We start from the raw sequence: 16,555 nt of genomic DNA on the forward strand, positions 1-16,555 counted from the left end.
CGCTCGCCCGCACCCGCATGCGCAGCTCGTCGGCGATCGCCCGGATCCCCGGCGCCTCGGACGAGGGCAGCGGTGCGCCCCGGTACGCGTCCAGGGCGAGGCGGTGGGAACCGCGGTCGAGCAGGCCGAGCACCTGGCGGGCGTCGAGGTCGACCGGGCTCGCCAGGCGGTAGGGGCGCGAGAGAGGTGCCAGGCGCGGGAGGGTCGGCTCGAGCGCGCGGCGCAGCCGCACCATCTCGGCGCGGACGGTGACCACCGCGTCGTCCCGGCCGTGGAGCAGGAGGGCGAGCTGCTCGGCCGAGAGCCCGGACCGGTGCCAGGCGAGCAGGGTCAGGATCTCGGCGTGCCGGGTGCTGAGTTCGAGCGTCGCTCCGGCGGCCGTCACCAGCCCCGTCTCGCGCCCGAGGACCCGCAGACTCGGCGCGCGGGCCGCCGCCGTGCTCCGAGCGGCGGGACGGCGCGGGCGGAGCAGCCGCTGCACCATCAGCTCGCTCTCGACGGCGGCGGCGGTCGCCTCCATCAGCGGGAGGGTCTGCGGAGCGACGACGTCGGCGCCGCCGGTGATGTCGATCACTCCGAGGATCTCGTGCGTCTCGGGGTCGTGCACGGGGACGGCGGTGCAGCTCCACGGGTGCACGAGCGAGGCGAAGTGCTCGGCGCCGTGGATCTGCACGCCGTGATCGAGCACGAGGGCGGTTCCCGGCGCAGACGTGCCGACGTCGGGCTCGGCCCAGGCGGCGCCCTCGACGAACGACATCCCCTCGGCGAGGCTCTTGAGGTGCTGGTCCCCGTCGATCCAGAGCAGTCGCCCGAGCGCGTCGCCCACCGCGACGAGCACGCCGCTGTCCTCATCGGCGTCGCGCACCAGCAGGCGGCGGATGACCGGGAGGACCGAGGCGAGCGGATGCCCGGTGCGGTACTCGCGGAGGTCGTCCCCCGAGAACGAGAGCGGCGCGGTCAGCCGGTCAGGATCCAGGCGCCGCCGCCGTGCGCGCTCCCACGACTCCTCGACCAGCGCGCGCCGCCGACCGCTGCCAGGGCGTGCCAGCCACGGGTTGGTCATGCGCTCCGCCTCGTCCTCGGGTCGGTGGGAGTCGACGCTACTCCGCGGAGGGCGGCGGCGCCTCTGTCCGCGCCCCGGAACGACCGCGCCCCCGCACCGCCAGCAGCAGCACCGCCGCGACCAGCACCGCGATGCCGAGCACGGCTCCCGCGGTCAGCCGCTCGCCCAGCACCGCCACGCCGAGGAGCGTCGCGGTCGCCGGCTCCAGGAGGGTGAGCGTCGAGACGGTGGCCGCGGGCAGCTGCCTGAGGCCGCGCGCGAAGAAGGTGTAGGCCACGGCGACCGTGACCACTCCGAGCCAGAGCACGGCCGGGATCGAGCCGGAGAGCCGCGAGGGATCGCCCAGCAGCAGGAACGGGAGCGCGAGAAGCGCCGCGGCTCCGAACGGAGCGCCCATGGCGGCGACGGGGCTGAGTCCGCGCTCGAGCAGCAGCTTGCCGCAGACGGCGTACAGCGCGTAGGACGCGCCGGCGCCGGCCGAGGCGGCGAGGCCGGGGAGCGTCACGCCGCCGGACCCGCCTCCGCTCAGGAGCACCACGCCGACCGCGGCGAGCGAGGTCGAGGCGAACCAGCGCGGGCTCGGCGTCGTCCGCAGGACGAGCCACTCCAGCAGGCCGGTGAAGGCGGGAGCGGAGCCGAGGGCGACGATCGTGCCGACCGCGACCCCGTTCTGCGCGGTGCCGGTGAAGAAAGCGGGCTGGTACGCGGCGACGCCGACCGCTCCGAGCACGACGAGGAGCACGACGGTGCTGGTCGGGCGGGAGCGGCTCCGCCGGCCCAGCGCCTCCACGCCGAGGAGGGCGGCCAGCAGGGCGCCGCCGAGGACGATGCGCGCCGCTCCGAGGAGGAGCGGATCCACGCCCGCCGCACCGAGGGCCTGCGCGGTCCCCGTCGTGCCGAAGCAGACGGCGGCGAGGAGGACGGCGCCGATCGCCGACGTCCGCGCCCCGCTCATCCCGCCCCGCTCCCCCGGCCGCCTGACGACCGGCTCCCAGTGTCCCAGGGATGGGCGCGTGCTCTTCCGCCTCTCGCACAGTGGGCCCAGGATGGAGGGACCGGACTAGCGGAGGAGCACGACGTGGGCATCGCGGAACCGTTCGATCTCGAGGACCACCACCGCAGCGCGCACGGCGCCCTGCGCGAGCACTTCTCGGTGCGCGAGTTCGAGGAGGTGCCGCTGGACCGCGAGGCCATCGTCGCCACCGCCTACCTGCGGGCGATCGAGCACGCGACCGTCGCCCGGGTGCTGCCCGTCGCGCGCGCCCACCCCGACGAGCAGGTCCGCGCGTTCGCATCCGTCTGGGCCGCCGAGCGGCACCGGATCGCCGACGCCCTGGGCGAGGTGCTCGCGGCCTCGCCGCAGATCCGCGGCATCGACATCCGCCCGCCGGAGCCGACGGTCAGGACTCGCCCGCTCCTCGACCGCGCCGCGGCCTCGCTCGCCGGCCCCGTCGCCCTGGCCCTCGCGGTGGACGCCCGGGTCGCGGTGCACGGCTACCGCCGGCTCGCCCGGCTCTCGCTGCACCCCGAGATGGAGCGCCTCGCCGAGACGGTCACGGGCATCCTCGAGCGGCAGGCCGACTTCTTCACTCTGCACGCGGCAGGCCGCCTCGGCCGTCCGCTGCCGCGCCGCGTGCAGGCGGCCGGCCTGCTCGCCGTGCTGCGCCTCCCGATCGGCGAAGCCGACCTGCCGGAGGCTCTCGCCCGCGAGGGCCGGGAGCTCGTGTTCGGCCGGGACGACGGCGGGCTCGACGGGATCGACGCGGGCGTCGTCGCGGCGTTCGCGCTGCCCTGCACGGCGGCCCGGCGGCTCGTGCACCCCTACCGGCCCGCGTCGATCCGCGCCGCGCACCGCCTCGGACGACTCGCCGCCGACACCCGCGCCGCCGTCACGACCCTGCTGGAGCAGGTGCGCGAGTAGCAGCGGCGATCAGCCCAGCAGCTCGCGCACGTCCTCGGCGGTGATCCCGCCTGTGGCCGCGGCGCCGTCGTCCGACATGACCGCGGCGAAGAGCGCGGCCTTCGCCTCCTTGAGGGCCATCACCTTCTCCTCGATCGTGTCCTTCGCGACCAGGCGGTAGACCATGACGGAGCGGGTCTGGCCGATGCGGTGCGCACGGTCGACCGCCTGCGACTCGGTGGCGGGGTTCCACCACGGGTCGAGCAGGATGCAGTAGTCGGCCTCGGTGAGGTTGAGCCCGAAGCCGCCGGCCTTGAGCGAGATCAGGAACACGCCCGCCGCGCCCGAGCGGAACCGCTCGATGACCTCGTCGCGCTTCTTCGTCGCTCCGTCGAGGTACGCGTACTCGATGCCCGCCGCGTCCAGCCGCCGGCGGACCCGGCCGAGGAACCGCGTGAACTGGCTGAAGACCAGTACGCGGTGCCCCTCGCCGAGGGCGTCGCCCAGCAGCTCGTCGAGCAGGTCGAGCTTGGTGGAGGGCACGCTCTCGTGCGCCTCGTCGACCAGCGCCGCGTCGAGCGCGACCTGGCGCAGCACGGTCAGCGCGCGGAAGATCGCGAAGCGGTTCTTCTCGAAGTCGCCGATCAGACCCAGCACGCGCTGCCGCTCCCGCGCCAGGTACGTGTCGTAGACCTTCCGCTGCTTCGGGCCGAGCTCGACCTCGAGGGTCTGCTCCTGCTTGGGAGGCAGCTCCTTGGCGACGAGCTCCTTGGTGCGCCGCAGCATCAGCGGGCGGATGCGCCGCCGCAGCTGCGAGAGCTTCTCGCTGTCGGCCTCGCGCTCGATCGGCTTCTGGTAGAACTCGACGAACCCGGCGGGCGAGGGGAACAGGCCCGGAGCGACGATCGACAGCAGCGACCACAGCTCCATCACGTTGTTCTCCATCGGCGTGCCCGTGATGGCGAGCTTGAAGGGCACGTCGAGCCGGCGCGCGAGCTGATGCGTCGCCGACTGGCGGTTCTTGACGAACTGCGCCTCGTCGAGGAGGAGCCCCGACCACTGGATGCTCGAGTACGACTCGTAGTCGAGCCGGAACAGGGCGTAGGACGTCACCACCAGCTCGGCCTCGCCGATGACGCTCGAGAGCGCCTTCCGCTTCTTCTTCGACGTCTCGTCGATGCCGACCACGCGCAGGTCCGGGGCGAAGCGCTTGGCCTCGCCCACCCAGTTCGGCACGACGCTGGTGGGGGCGACGACGAGGAACGGGCGCGGCGAGGTGCCCGCCTCCGCGGCCGCGGCGCGCTGCTCCTGCATCACCCGGGTGACCAGGGCGAGGGACTGCACGGTCTTGCCCAGGCCCATGTCGTCCGCGAGCACGCCGCCGAGCTGGTTGTCGTAGAGGAACGAGAGCCAGTCGTAGCCGAGCTGCTGGTAGGGCCGCAGCTCCACCACGAACCCCTCGGGCAGGGCGCGCGACTCCAGGGCACCGGTCGCGGTGAAGCCGGAGAGCCCCTCCACGGAGCGGCGCCATGCGGCGGCCTGCGCCTCCACGACGCCCAGCTCGACCAGCTCGTCCCAGAGGGAGGACTGGAAGCGGCTGATCCGCAGGGTCTCGCCGGGGTCGTCCGAGAGCTCGCGGGCTTCGGCGATCAGCTCGCGGAGGCGGCCGAACCGCTCGTCGTCGAGGGCGAAGTAGACGCCGCTCGGCAGCACCATGTACTCGTCGCCGCGGGCGAGCGCGAGGAAGATCTCGGCGAGCGGGACCGCCTCGTCGTTCACGGTGACGGAGATCTCGAGGTTGAACCAGTCGCGGCTGTCGGGCCGGGCGACGGTCTGCACGGCGACCACGGGCGCGGTCTGCGCCTCGCGGTACTCGACGCGTTCGCCGATCTCCTCGATCTCGACGGTGCCCAGCTCGCGGAGCCGCTCGACCTCGCCGGTGAGGAAGCCGACGGTCTGCATGCCGCGCAGGTCGAAGGTGGGGCGCAGGCGCCTGCTCGACGGGGACACCAGGGCCGGCGTCGACTCCGGGTCGAGACCTGCTCCGACGAGGGAGTCGAGGATCCGCTGCTCGGCCTCGGGGTCGCGGTAGCCCGCGTCCTCGCCGACCCGCAGCGGGAGCCGCTCGGCGTCCACGCCGCCGCGCGCCCCCTCCACGCCGTAGCGCCACCACCACGAGCCGCGCAGGCCCGCGCCGTCGGTGTGCTCGAGGGTGAGGCCGAGGCGCGGCTCGGGCACCGCCGGCGCCTCGAAGGAGCCGTCGCGGGAGACGATGTCGAACAGCCGGTGCAGCCGCTGGTAGTGCTCCGTGAGGAACGCCGACTCCTCGGCCACTGGGATGCGGATGGCCTCGCGGCTCCAGAGGAACGTGCGCGCGGAGGACAGCAGCGGCGCGGCGAACGGGATGAGCGTGACCGGGCGGGCGCGCATCTCGTCGCCGCCCTCCCAGGTGTAGAGGCCGACGGCGGGGTCGCCGATGAAGCCGAACTCCTCGGGGGCCGGGTGGTCGCCGATCGCGACGAGCGAGCGCAGCTCGAGGCCGGCGGCGGTGCGCGTGACGTCGATGGAGGCGGTGGCCGTCGTGTCGAGGATCTTCAGCGGCGTCTGGTCGCGGTCGCCCATCACCAGACCGATTCCCGCGCGGACGGCGCCGTGCAGGGCCGCCCAGATCGCCTCGCTCCGGCACTGGTCGAGGTAGAGCCAGGTGTCGGGCGAGTAGTAGCTGGAGGCACTGTGCCCGGAGAGCAGGCCCTGCATCTCGCGGATCACGTCGATCTGGCGCTCGTCGTAGTCGTGGCTGTAGTGCAGGTAGCCGAGGTCGCGCCAGCTGGTGCCGGTGCGCACCCAGCGGTCGCGGTCGCCCATCCGCACCGGGCGCACGCCCAGGCGCGGACGCGGCTCGGGCGGCGGCCGGTAGGAGTTGTAGCGGCCGGGCGGGCGACGCACGGGCTCGCCGGGCAGCAGCTCGAACTGCAGGCCGAGCGGTATGCCGGTGTGGGAGCGCTCGGCGCCGGCGAGCAGCGGGGCGAGCGCGCTGCGCCACTCCGGGACGGCGTCGACGGCGGCCTCGCCGGGGAAGGGACCGGCCACTCCGCCCTCGCGCTCACGGCGCAGGGCCTCGACCAGGACGGCGGCGACGTGCTTGCACTCGTGCTTGACCGGGCAGCTGCAGGCGCCGCCGAGGAGGGTCCAGTGCTCGCCCTCGTCGCGGAGCTGCACGCTCACGGCGTACGGCGAGCGCCCGGATCCGCGGACCTGGCCGAAGAGGCGGGTGCGGCCGCCGAACCACTGCAGCTCGCGGACGCGGCCCTCGTCCGCGTACGCGGTGCCCTTCTCGAGGGCGGCGGTTCCGACGAGGGCGCGGATGTCCTGCTCGGAGAAGGGCTCGTGGCCGGCGGTCACCGGCCCGGGTGCGGCCGACGGCAGCACCTCACCGGGGGGACTCTGGCGGGCCATGGACCTCACGCTCTCCGCGCTCGAACGAGCGCATCCGTCTATTCAACCCGATTCCGGAGGCGCCGCGAGCCGCGGGCCGGGATCCGTGGAGGACGCACGGCCGTCCCTACGATGGAGGGATGCCCCGTCTGGCCGTCCTCTCGGCGCACACCTCCCCGCTCGAGCAGCCGTCGACGGGCGACGCGGGCGGGATGAACGTGTACCTCTCGGCGGTGCTGCCGGAGCTGGCGGCGCTCGGCTGGGAGATCGAGGTGCTGACCCGCGGCGAGGGCGTCCGCACCCTCGCGCCGGGTGTGCGGGTGGTGGGCGTGCCGGTGCCGGCGGGCGACAAGTACGCTCTGGCGGCCGCGGCGCCGGAGTTCGCGCGGGCCGCGGCGGGAGCAGACGTCGTGCACTCGCACTACTGGGTGTCGGGCCTCGCGGGGGCGCTCACCGGCAGACCGCACGTGCACTCGATGCACTCGGGCTCGCTCGCCAAGAACGCCCGGCTCGCCCCGGGCGACGTCGCGGAGCCGCAGCAGCGGGTCGACGCGGAGCGCTCCGTGCTCGCCTCCGCCGACGCGATCGTGGTGGCGGGCGCCTCGGAGCGGGCGGACGTCGTCAGCGGGTACGGCGCGGATCCGGACCGGGTCGTCGTGGTGCCGCCCGGGGTCGACGCGCGGTTCCGCCCAGGCGGCGGCGAGCGCTCCGGGGTCGTCCTGGTCGGCCGGGTGCAGCCGCTCAAGGGCCAGCTTCTGGCGGTGGAGGCGCTCACGGCGATGGCGCCGGCGGAGCGGCCCGTGCTGCGGCTGGTGGGCGGGGCGGCACCGGGCCGGGAGTCGTACCTCGATGCGGTGCGCGCCGCGGCGGCTCCGCTGGGCGACCGCGTGCTGATCGAGGGAGCCGCCGACCGCGACCGGGTGGCGGAGCGGCTCCGGAGCGCGGAGCTGGCGCTCGTGCCCTCGGCGGCGGAGACCTTCGGGCTGATCGCGCTCGAGGCCGCCGGCAGCGGCACTCCGGTGCTCGCGCGCCGCACGACCGGCCTGGTGGACGCGGTGCGCGACGGCGGGAGCGGCCTGCTGCTCGACTCCGGCTCCCCCGCGGCGTGGGCCGAGGCGATCCTGAGCCTGCTGGGCTCCCCCGAGGAGCTGGCGCGCCTCGGCCGCGGCGGCGTCGATTGGGCGGCCGCCCACTCCTGGCCGGCCGCCGCCGCCCGACTGGACGCCGTCTACCGCGGCCTCCTGCCCCGCTGAGGTGGCAGGGGCGACGGGGGTCAATCGGCGATGGCGGGGGCTCCGGGGTCGAGGCGGGCGCCGCGGGTGGAGCGGTACCAGGGCGCGAGGCGGTCGGGCGAGACGGCGACCATGGCGGCGCCCGTGAAGCCGGCGTCGTTGCCGAAGCGGGCGGGGACGATCTCGGTGCCGATGTCGAGGAAGCGGGCGAACTCGTCGAAGACGTGCGCCGCCGCGCCGCCGATCACGAACAGCTGCGGCGAGAGCAGCATCTCGAGGTGCCGGTAGTAGACGCTGAGGCGCCCCGCCCACTCCTCGAGGGTGATGCCCTCGCGGCGGACGGCCGAGAAGCCGACCTGCGGCTCGAAGTCGGGACCGTCGATGTGCAGGTGCCCGAGCTCGGAGTTGGGGATCACCACGCCCTCGTGGACGAGCGCCGTCCCGATGCCGGTGCCGAGGGTGGTCAGCAGGAGGAGGCCCTCGCGGCCGCGCATCGCGCCGAACTCGCGCTCGGCGACCCCCGCCGCGTCCGCGTCGTTGACGACGACGACGTCGACCCCGGTGGCCTCCGAGAGGAGGGCCTGCGCGTCGAGCCCGACCCAGCGCTGCGAGACGTGGGTGGTCTGGCGGACGACGCCGCCGCGGACGATCCCGGGGAAGCCGACGCCCACGGGGGTGCCCGCGATCGGCGAGACGTCGCGGACGATCCCGGCGATCGCCTCGGCGAAGTCCTCGGGCTCCTTGCCCAGCGGGTTCGCGACCGCGAAGCGCCGGGCCGCCCGCTCGCCGGTGGTGACGTCGACGAGGGACGCCTTGATCGACGTCCCCCCGATGTCGACGCCGACGGCGAAGCGCGGGAGGAGGCCGTCGTGGGGCTGGGTCACGGATGCTCCGTCTGCAGTGGTGGCGAGTGCGGGGACTCGGGAGAGCGGTCGGCCCGTCGGATCCGGGATCGCGACGAGCCGAAGGAGATTCTACGAGCCGTCAGGTGCGCGCGGGCTCAGAGGGCGCGGAGGACGAAGTCGATCACCGGCTCGTAGAGGTGGACGGCCAGCCCGTCGTCGATCGGGACGACCACCTCGATCGAGCCCTGAGCCTCGGCGACGAAGACCGCCGGGTCGTTGCAGTCGGCGATCGCGATCACCGGCAGCCCGCGCCGACCGGCCGCGCCCGCGAAGCCGTGGTCGGCGACGACCAGGTCCGGGCGGATGCCGAGCTCGTCGAGGCGGTCGAGCAGCGCGTCCATCGGCTCCGGCGAGTGCGTGTGCTGCAGCCCTCCGCCGCGGTAGACGCAGGTGACCCCGCCGGTGCACCACAGGGCCTGGTGCTCGTCCGCGAGAGGGACGCGGATGCCGTCGGGGGCGGCGAACGGGAGCCCGTTCACGTCGATCACGCGGGCGCCCTGCTCGGCCGCGGCGGCGGCGAAGCGGCGGTAGACGTCCATCAGGGTCGCGGGGTGCGCGGTCGCGAACAGGAGCAGCGCCCCCTCGCGGACGGCGGCGGCGAACCGGTCGCGGTAGCGCGCGAGCCCCGCGACCGTCAGGCGGGCGTCGATCCGGTCCTGCCCGCTCTCGAAGGAGGGGTCGGTGCTGATCCCCACGCGCTCTCCCATCAGGGCGAGCAGGCTCTCGAGCGTCCAGTGCTCGGCCACGTCCACCCCGTAGAGGTGCGCGGGCTCCCGGGCGGCGAGCCGGCGGAGGTTGCCGAGGTTGCTCGCGCGGCCGGTGAGGACGTCCCCGGCGAGGAGGGAGGAGTCGAGGTACGCCTCGAGCTCGGAGTCGGGCAGCGGCATGCGGGACCTCTCGATCGACGGGGAGCTCCCAGGCTACGGGGAAACCGGGTGTTGACATCCGATCCATCACCGATATATCGTTACTACATCGCCGACAGATCGGAAGCAGCCGCTCCCGACGGGCGACCGGATCCGATCGAAAGGGATCCCCTCACGACAGAGAGCAGCACACCCATGAACTCCAGGACCTTCTTCTCCGACGACCGCCGCGACTCCTGCGACGGCGACCACTCCACCCGCCACGAGCACCCCGGCCGCGGACAGCGCCGCGGACCCGGCGGTCACGGCCGCGGCTTCGGGCCCGGCTTCGGCTTCGGCCCGGGCTTCGGCCCCGGCTTCGGCGGCCCCTTCGGCCGCGGCGGAGGACGCGCCCGACGCGGTGACGTCCGCGCGGCCCTCCTCTCCCTCCTCTCCGAGAAGTCCTCGAACGGCTACGGCCTGATCAAGGCCATCGCCGAGAAGACGAACGGATCGTGGCGCCCCAGCCCCGGCTCCGTCTACCCCACCCTCCAGCAGCTCGTCGACGAGGGCCTCATCACGGCCGTCGGCGAGGGCCGCGGCACCGAGTACCAGCTCACGGACGCGGGCGGCACCTATGTGCGCGAGCACGCCGACGAGCTCGACGCGGCCTGGGAGGCCACTCCTGGCGCGAGCGACGCCGACCGCGCCTTCATGGAGAACGTCGGCAAGCTGATGGGCGTCGTGCAGCAGTTCCGCGGAGCGACCGAGGCGCAGCGCGCCGCCGCCTCCGCCAAGCTCGACGAGACCCGTCGCGCGCTGTACCTCATCCTCGCCGACTGACCTCGGCTCCCCTCCCGCGCTCCGCCGCGGGAGCCCCCGGACGGACGGGACCCCCTCGCCTCGGCGACGGGGTCCCGTCCGTTCTGTCGTCTCCGGTGCCGGCGCCTCAGCGGGCGGCGGACAGACGGGCCAGACCCTCGTCGAGGGTGACCGACGGGCTCCACTGCAGATCGGCGCGCGTGCGGCGCTGGTCGAACCAGTGCGCGGTCGAGAGCTGCTCGGCGAGGAATCGGGTCATCGGCGGCTCGTCGGCACCGGGCCGCACGGCCCAGACGCGCTCGACGAGCGAGCCCGCGGCGCGGGCGACGGAGGCGGGGACGGACCAGCGCGGCGGCTCGACGCCCGAGGCGCGGCAGATCCCGGCGAGCAGCTCGGCGACCGGGCGCGGCTCGCCGTTGGTGACGACGTAGGAGCGGCCGTGCACGTCCTCCGCCCGCCCGAGAGCGGCGACGATCGCCGAGGCGGCGTTGTCGATGTAGGTGGAGTCGATCAGCGCCTGGCCGTGCCCGAGGAGCGGCAGTCGGCCGGCGCGCGCCCGCTCGACGATGCGGGCGACGAGCTGGGTGTCGCCCGGACCCCAGACCAGGTGCGGGCGCACGGCGACCACCGCGAACCCGGGGGCGTCGGCCGCGAGGGCCAGCAGCTCAGCGCGGGCCTTGGTGCGGGCGTAGTCGCCGCGGGCGCGATCCGGATCGGCGGGCTCGGCGTCGTCACCGGTGATCGAGGAGCCGGAGTGGGCGACGGAGGGCGACGAGATCTGGACGAAGCGGCTCACCCCGGCGCGGGCGGCGGCGGCGAGCAGGCGCCGGGTGCCGTCGACGTTCACGCGGTCGAAGTCGCCCGGATCGCCGGCGAGCGAGACCTTCGCGGCGAGGTGCACGACGCCCTCGGCCGCCTCGACCGCCGCCTCGACCGCCCGCGGATCGGTCAGGGAGCCCCGTGCCTCCTCGACGCCCGCGACCCCGCAGGGCCGGCGCTGGAAGGTGCGGACCTCGTGCCCCTGCGCGACGAGTCCCGCGGCCACCGCGCCGCCGAGCAGGCCGCTCGCGCCGGTGACCAGGACCCTCACGGCGCCACCATCCGGCCGCCGGCGAGCACGCCCTCGGCCCAGCGCGAGAGCGCGGCCCGGTCGATCTTGGAGTTGTGGCGGATGTCGGTGGGCAGCGCCGGGACGACGAGCACCGCGGCGACGGGCCGGCCGACGGCCGCGCGCACCTCGGCGGCGAGGGCCTCCTCGGCCAGCGCCACGCGGCGCGCGCCCGAGCGCAGCTCGACCACGGCGACCAGCTGCGCGACTCCGCGCGGACCGGCTCCGACGATCGCGGCGCGGGCGACCGGGGCGACGCGCGCCTCGATCCGCTGCTCCGGTCCGACCGGCGTGACCACGCCGTCGGGTGTGACGACGACGTGCGGCATCCGGCCCTCGACCCAGAGGCGGCCGGCGGAGTCGATCCGCCCGACGTCCCCGGTGCGGTGCCAGCGCTCGCCCGGGACGGCGCCGATGCGGGCGGCGCGGTCGGTCAGCCAGAGGCGCTCGTAGTGGTCCTCGACGTGACCGGCCGAGACGACGATCTCGCCGGTCGCGCCGACGATCTCCTCCGGCTCGTCCGCGGCGCGGCCGTCGGCGTCGAGCGGGGCGATCCGCAGTCGGACGCCCGCGGCGGGCACGCCCACGCAGACGCCTCCGCGCGGATCGTCGTCGGAGGCGGCCTCGCGGATGCCCTCCAGCGACGCGTCGGTGAGCAGCAGCCCCTCGGTCATGCCGTAGGGGGTGCGGGCGGAGGCGTTCGGCATGAGCGCCTGCGCCTCGCCGAGCAGTCCCGCCGAGACGGGGGCGCCGGCCGAGAGGAACGTGCGCACGCCGGCGAGGGCGCGGTGGTCGTCGGCGTCGAGCGCGCCGGCGGTGGCCACGACGTTGGCCAGCGCGGCCGGCGACAGGAACAGCACGGTCGCGTCGACCCGGGCGGCGGCCGCGGCGACGGCGGACGCGGTGAGCGTCCGGGGCGCGGTGACGTCCATGTCCGGAGTGGCGGAGCGCGTGCCCAGCGCGGGACCGAGCAGGGCGAACGGCGCGAAGCCCGCGACGAGCCCGGTGCCCGGTCCGATCCCGTACTGGCGGGCGAGCGCGTCGCGGACGCCGGCGAGCTGACGGTGCGTGTAGACGACGCCCTTGGCGGGGCCGGTCGAGCCGGAGGTGAACAGGATCGCTGCCACGGCGTCGGCGGCGGGCGGCTCGCCCAGCGCCTCCGGATCCGCGGCCAGCTCGGCGCGGCCGAGCTCGATCAGCTGCCCGAGCGAGGTGTCGACCCCGAGGGCGGCGGCGGAGGCGCGGGGCAGGGTCTGCGTCGACACCCGACCGCCGGGCCAGCGGAGGGCTCGCGCGACGGTGAGGCCGGGCAGGGCGCCGACCACGAGATCCGGCCAGGCGCCGCGGACCGCGCGGGTGAGACCGCGCAGGCCCAGGCCCGCGTCGGCGACGACCACGACGGCTCCGATCCGCAGGCACGCGTAGAGCAGCGCCGTCAGGTCGGCGCCGGGCGGCACGAGGAGCGAGACGCGGTCGCCCGGGGAGACGCCCGAGGCGCGCAGCCCGGCGGCGAGCTCGCGGACCCGCTGCGAGAGCAGGCGCCACGAGACCGAGCGGGGGCCGCCGCCCCCGGGAGGCGCCATCTCGACCAGGGCGAGCGAGCCGTCCTGCGCGTTGCGGTCGAGGTGCGCCCACAGCGGCTCGACCGGCGCGGTCGGGCGGCGGACGTCAGGGGCCGGGTCGCCGCCGAAGGGCTCGTCGCCGTCGGAGAGGTCGCCCAGCCAGGCGAGGACGGCGGAGGCGTAGTCGACGTCCTCGGCCACGAGGTGGCCCGCTCCCTCGTAGCGGTGGACCTGCGCGTGGGGCAGGCGGTCGACGAGGTCGTCGAGGTAGCGGTCGGAGAAGATCGGGTCCAGCGGGCCCCAGAGCATCAGGGCCGGCGTCGTCAGGGTGCTGACGCCCTGGGCGATGCGCTGCAGCTCCGGGTCGCTCGGGTGCGCGGAGTCGACCGGGATGTCGGCGACGAAGCCGCCCACTCCGCCGCGGCGCGACGCGGACCGGTAGGGCGCGCGGTACCCCTCCTTCACCGCGGCGGGCAGCGCCGGACGCCCGAGCGCGAGGGTCGTCTCGAGGAAGGCCGGCGTGCCGACCGTGGAGGCGCCGAGCACGCCCGAGGCGAGGGCGAGCCGGAGCGGGGCCGGGATCGGCTCGTCGGCGCTCTGGTGGATCGCGGTGTTCAGGAGCATCGCGGCGCGCAGCTGCTGAGGGTGGTCGACCGCCCAGCCCAGCGAGACGACTCCGCCCCAGTCGTGGCCGAGGGTGACCACGTCGTCGAGCCCGAGCACGTCGGTGAGGTTCGAGAGCTCGCGCACGCGGTCGGCGAGCGTGTGCAGGGCGCCGGTGCGCTCGGAGAAGCCCATCTCGAGCTGGTCGACGGCGACCACCCGCCAGGCGGGCCCCCCGCGGCGGGCGGACTCGAGGGTGGCGGCGGCGAGGCGGCGCCAGAGGTAGGACCAGGTGGGGTTGCCGTGCACGCAGAGGACGGTGCCGACCGGCTCCGTGCCGAGGGCCTCGCCCGTGTCGAGCAGGTGCCAGCGGCGCGGGACGCCCTGGGCGTCCGGAGCGTCGACCAGGCGCGACCACGCGGGATCGAGCCCGTCGAGCCCGGCCGGGGGGAGCATCGCCGCGGCCGTGGAGCCGAGCGCTCCGCGGATCCGCTCGGCCGGGTGGGGCGCGGTCACCAGGCGATCTCGAGCATCGCGGTGTTGATGCCCGAGCCCACTCCGATGAGCAGCACCCGGTTGCCGGGCTGCAGGGTCTCGGCCTCCTGGGCCAGGGTGATCGGGATCGACGCCGGGCCGACGTTGCCGAGGGTGGGGTAGGTCGTGGGGACGCGGCTGCGGTCGATGCCGACGGCCTTCACCAGGGCGTCGGTGTGCACGTCCGACACCTGGTGCGTGATGTAGCGGTCCATCCCGCTCCAGTTCCAGTCGCGGGTGGCCTCCTTCCACGCCGAGAGCACGAGCTCCATGCCGCCCTTGAGCAGCGCCTTCGCGTCCGTGAACATGCCGTCGACGCTGCCGACGCAGAGCTCGTTGAACTGCGTCGCCGCACGGGTGATCCCGCCGAGGATGCGGTGGCCCTTGGGGTGCTCGTCGGCCGGGCCGAGCACGGCAGCAGCGGCGCCGGAGCCGAGCGTCAGGCTCGCGAACTCGCTCATGAAGTCCTTGCGCTTCACGCCGTCGCGGCTGAGGCGCTCGATCGTGTTGACCTGGATCTCGTCGGCGTCCTCGCCGTCGATGATGAGCGCGTAGCGGATCTGGCCGGAGTCGATCAGCTGCGCGGCGAGGGTCATGCCGTTCACGAAGCCGAGGCACGCGTTCGCGATGTCGAAGTTGATGGCCGACGAGGGAAGGCCGAGCCCGTGGTGCAGGCGCACGGCGACCGAGGGCTCGAGGTGCTTGCGGGTCACCGAGGTGTTGATGATCAGGCCGATCTGGTCGGCGCGGACGCCGGCCTCGGCGAGGGCCCGCTTGCCCGCCTCGATCGCCGCTCCGTCGAAGCCCTGCTCGGAACCCCAGTTGCGGCGCTCGTGCACGCCGGCGACGCGCTGGAGGAGCCCGGTGGGGAGCCGGAGGCGCTTGAGCGCCGGGGCGAGCCGCGCCTCGATCTCGGCCGACGTGGTCACGCGCGGAGCCAGCGTCGTCGCGACGGACAGCAGTGCGACGTTGCGGTGCGTGGTCGTTGCGTTTCCGTCCAACGGAACTCCCTGTCGAGTTGTCGATCCTGGCATGTGCCTCCGTGATTTTACGCTGTCGTTCAGGCAGCGCTTCCTGAACGCCGGCTGGATGGTCGCGGAACGCGTCCTCGGCGGCCGGGCCGAGGCTCCTCCCCCGGAACGACGGGCGAGGAGCTGCTGAGGCCATACGCGACGCGCGGTGTCAACCCACCCGCCGGGCGTCAGGTCCCCATCGCCCACGGCTCGCGATCGCCGCGGAGGCGGGCGGCGAGCGCCATCGCCTGCTCGTCCGTCAGGGTCGCGACGTAGTCGACCACACCGCGTCCCCGGCCGAGCCGCTGCAGCGCCGCCGGGTCGGAGGTCGGCCGGCCGCGCTCGTCGGCCGGGAGCCAGTCGGGGTGGTCGGCGCGGAGGCGGAAGTAGCCGTCGGTCGCGAGCTCGATCAGGTCGAGCAGCTTCTGCGGAGCCCGCGAGCCGTCGCGGGGGTCCTCGAGCCAGGCGTCGAGGTGGGTCACCAGCGTCTCGAGCACCTGGGACTGACCGCGCTGGTAGGTGGCGAAGTCGGGCCGGTCGATCACGAAGCGGGTGTGCACGAACTTCAGCACGGCCACGTCGTGCCAGGCGTCCGGGAGCAGCGAGAGGTGGCCCGAGCGGACGTTCGGCTCGGCGAGCACCACCACGGAGCGCTGCAGGCGGCCGATCCAGGAGGAGACGAAGGACTCGATCGCGCGCTCGGTGCGCGTCGATCCGTCGAACGGGAGCGCGAGGAGCCCCTCGACCAGCTCGGTCGACACCCGCTCGACGGAGGCGCGGAAGTGCTCGTCGCTCGCGATCCACGGGTCGCGGGCCACGAGCCTCCGGCGGAGCATCTCGAGCGAGTGCCCGGGAGCCCGCGCCCACAGCTCCTCCGCGTCGAGGGAGGCGAGGGCGTTCTGCTCGCGGAGGAACGCGCGGAACTCCACCGCGACGGCCGCCTGCTGCAGCACTCCTGCGCGGTAGAAGTCGTCGAGGTCGTGCAGCGAGTAGGCGATGTCGTCGGCGACGTCCATCACCGAGCACTCGAGGGTCTGCTGCCAGGGGGCGATCGCGGCGAAGCCGGAGCGGGCGTCGAGCAGGTCGTCGAGGTCGAGGGTGTACGCCGAGAACTTCGGCGGCGCGGTCTCCCAGCGGCTGGCGGTCGAGCCGCGGGGCAGCTCGGTCGGGTCGGCGGAGTCGATGCCGGGGCGGTGGACCGTCCGCCCCCACGGGTACTTGAGCACGGCGGCACGGGAGGCGGCGGTGAGGTTCAGCCCCACCTCCACCGTCTCGCAGACGTCGAGCTCGGAGAGGATCCGGAACGACTGCGCGTTGCCCTCGAAGCCCTCCGCGAGCCCCAGCCGCTCACGCGCGAGGCGGTCGAGCGCCTGCTCGCCGAGGTGGCCGAACGGAGGGTGGCCGAGGTCGTGCGCGCTGGCCGCGGCCTGCACGACCACCGGGTCGCAGCCGCCGAGCCGCTCGACCAGCTCGCGCTGAGCGGGATCGGTCGTGGTCAGCTGCATCGCGATCGCCCGAGCGACCGCGGTGACC

At 74.8% G+C, this 16,555-nt stretch carries 12 protein-coding genes; 3 read left to right on the forward strand and 9 right to left on the reverse strand.

The window, feature by feature from the left end:
• On the reverse strand, window positions 1-1,063 hold a 1,063-nt coding region (locus C5C24_RS16450), incomplete at its 3' end, for a GAF domain-containing protein (RefSeq protein ID WP_104305485.1).
• Window positions 1,064-1,100: 37 nt separating this feature from the next.
• Window positions 1,101-2,018: a DMT family transporter gene (locus tag C5C24_RS16455; RefSeq protein WP_104276628.1), complete on the reverse strand. Its 918-nt coding sequence runs from the start codon at window positions 2,016-2,018 to the stop codon at window positions 1,101-1,103.
• A 123-nt stretch (window positions 2,019-2,141) separates the two neighbouring features.
• Here C5C24_RS16455 and C5C24_RS16460 point away from each other — a divergent pair, with 123 nt between their 5' ends.
• Window positions 2,142-2,984, forward strand: coding sequence for a hypothetical protein (locus C5C24_RS16460; protein WP_104276627.1), 843 nt, complete (start codon window positions 2,142-2,144; stop codon window positions 2,982-2,984).
• Window positions 2,985-2,993: 9 nt separating this feature from the next.
• Here C5C24_RS16460 and C5C24_RS16465 read toward each other — a convergent pair whose 3' ends face one another.
• Window positions 2,994-6,419 carry a DEAD/DEAH box helicase gene (locus tag C5C24_RS16465; RefSeq protein ID WP_104305486.1) on the reverse strand — a complete coding sequence of 1,142 codons (3,426 nt, stop codon included), beginning with the start codon at window positions 6,417-6,419 and terminating at the stop codon, window positions 2,994-2,996.
• Between the two features lie 119 nt (window positions 6,420-6,538).
• On the opposite strand from C5C24_RS16465, the gene C5C24_RS16470 reads away from it, so the two are divergent.
• Window positions 6,539-7,651 carry a glycosyltransferase gene (locus C5C24_RS16470; RefSeq protein ID WP_104305487.1) on the forward strand — a complete coding sequence of 371 codons (1,113 nt, stop codon included), beginning with the start codon at window positions 6,539-6,541 and terminating at the stop codon, window positions 7,649-7,651.
• A gap of 20 nt (window positions 7,652-7,671) precedes the next feature.
• Here C5C24_RS16470 and C5C24_RS16475 read toward each other — a convergent pair whose 3' ends face one another.
• Both C5C24_RS16475 and C5C24_RS16480 read right to left on the reverse strand, forming a co-directional pair.
• Window positions 7,672-8,514, reverse strand: coding sequence for an ROK family protein (locus C5C24_RS16475; protein ID WP_244229583.1), 843 nt, complete (start codon window positions 8,512-8,514; stop codon window positions 7,672-7,674).
• 116 nt (window positions 8,515-8,630) lie between these two features.
• Window positions 8,631-9,422, reverse strand: coding sequence for a phosphatase (locus C5C24_RS16480; RefSeq protein ID WP_104276623.1), 792 nt, complete (start codon window positions 9,420-9,422; stop codon window positions 8,631-8,633).
• A 174-nt stretch (window positions 9,423-9,596) separates the two neighbouring features.
• On the opposite strand from C5C24_RS16480, the gene C5C24_RS16485 reads away from it, so the two are divergent.
• Entirely contained in the window at window positions 9,597-10,223 is a 627-nt protein-coding gene (locus C5C24_RS16485; protein ID WP_104305488.1) for a PadR family transcriptional regulator, read from the forward strand.
• Between the two features lie 106 nt (window positions 10,224-10,329).
• Here the strand turns inward: C5C24_RS16485 and C5C24_RS16490 are convergent, their stop codons facing one another.
• From C5C24_RS16490 to dgt, 4 genes are all read right to left on the reverse strand, one after another.
• The gene (locus C5C24_RS16490) at window positions 10,330-11,292 is read right to left on the reverse strand and encodes an NAD(P)-dependent oxidoreductase (protein ID WP_104280969.1); all 963 of its coding nucleotides are present in this window, start codon (window positions 11,290-11,292) and stop codon (window positions 10,330-10,332) included.
• A complete protein-coding gene (locus C5C24_RS16495) occupies window positions 11,289-13,931 on the reverse strand; it encodes an alpha/beta fold hydrolase (RefSeq protein WP_104305490.1) in 2,643 nt (880 codons plus the stop codon). Before C5C24_RS16495 ends, C5C24_RS16490 begins: the two co-directional genes overlap by 4 nt.
• A 56-nt stretch (window positions 13,932-13,987) precedes the next feature.
• Window positions 13,988-15,043 (reverse strand): 3-oxoacyl-ACP synthase III, encoded by a 1,056-nt coding sequence (locus tag C5C24_RS16500; protein ID WP_104276620.1) that lies wholly within the window; start codon window positions 15,041-15,043, stop codon window positions 13,988-13,990.
• 167 nt (window positions 15,044-15,210) lie between these two features.
• A partial coding sequence (dgt, locus tag C5C24_RS16505) for a dGTP triphosphohydrolase (RefSeq protein ID WP_104305489.1) occupies window positions 15,211-16,555 on the reverse strand: 1,345 nt, incomplete at its 5' end.

It is taken from the genome of Rathayibacter sp. AY2B3 (genome assembly GCF_002931755.1).
GTDB lineage: Bacteria > Actinomycetota > Actinomycetes > Actinomycetales > Microbacteriaceae > Rathayibacter.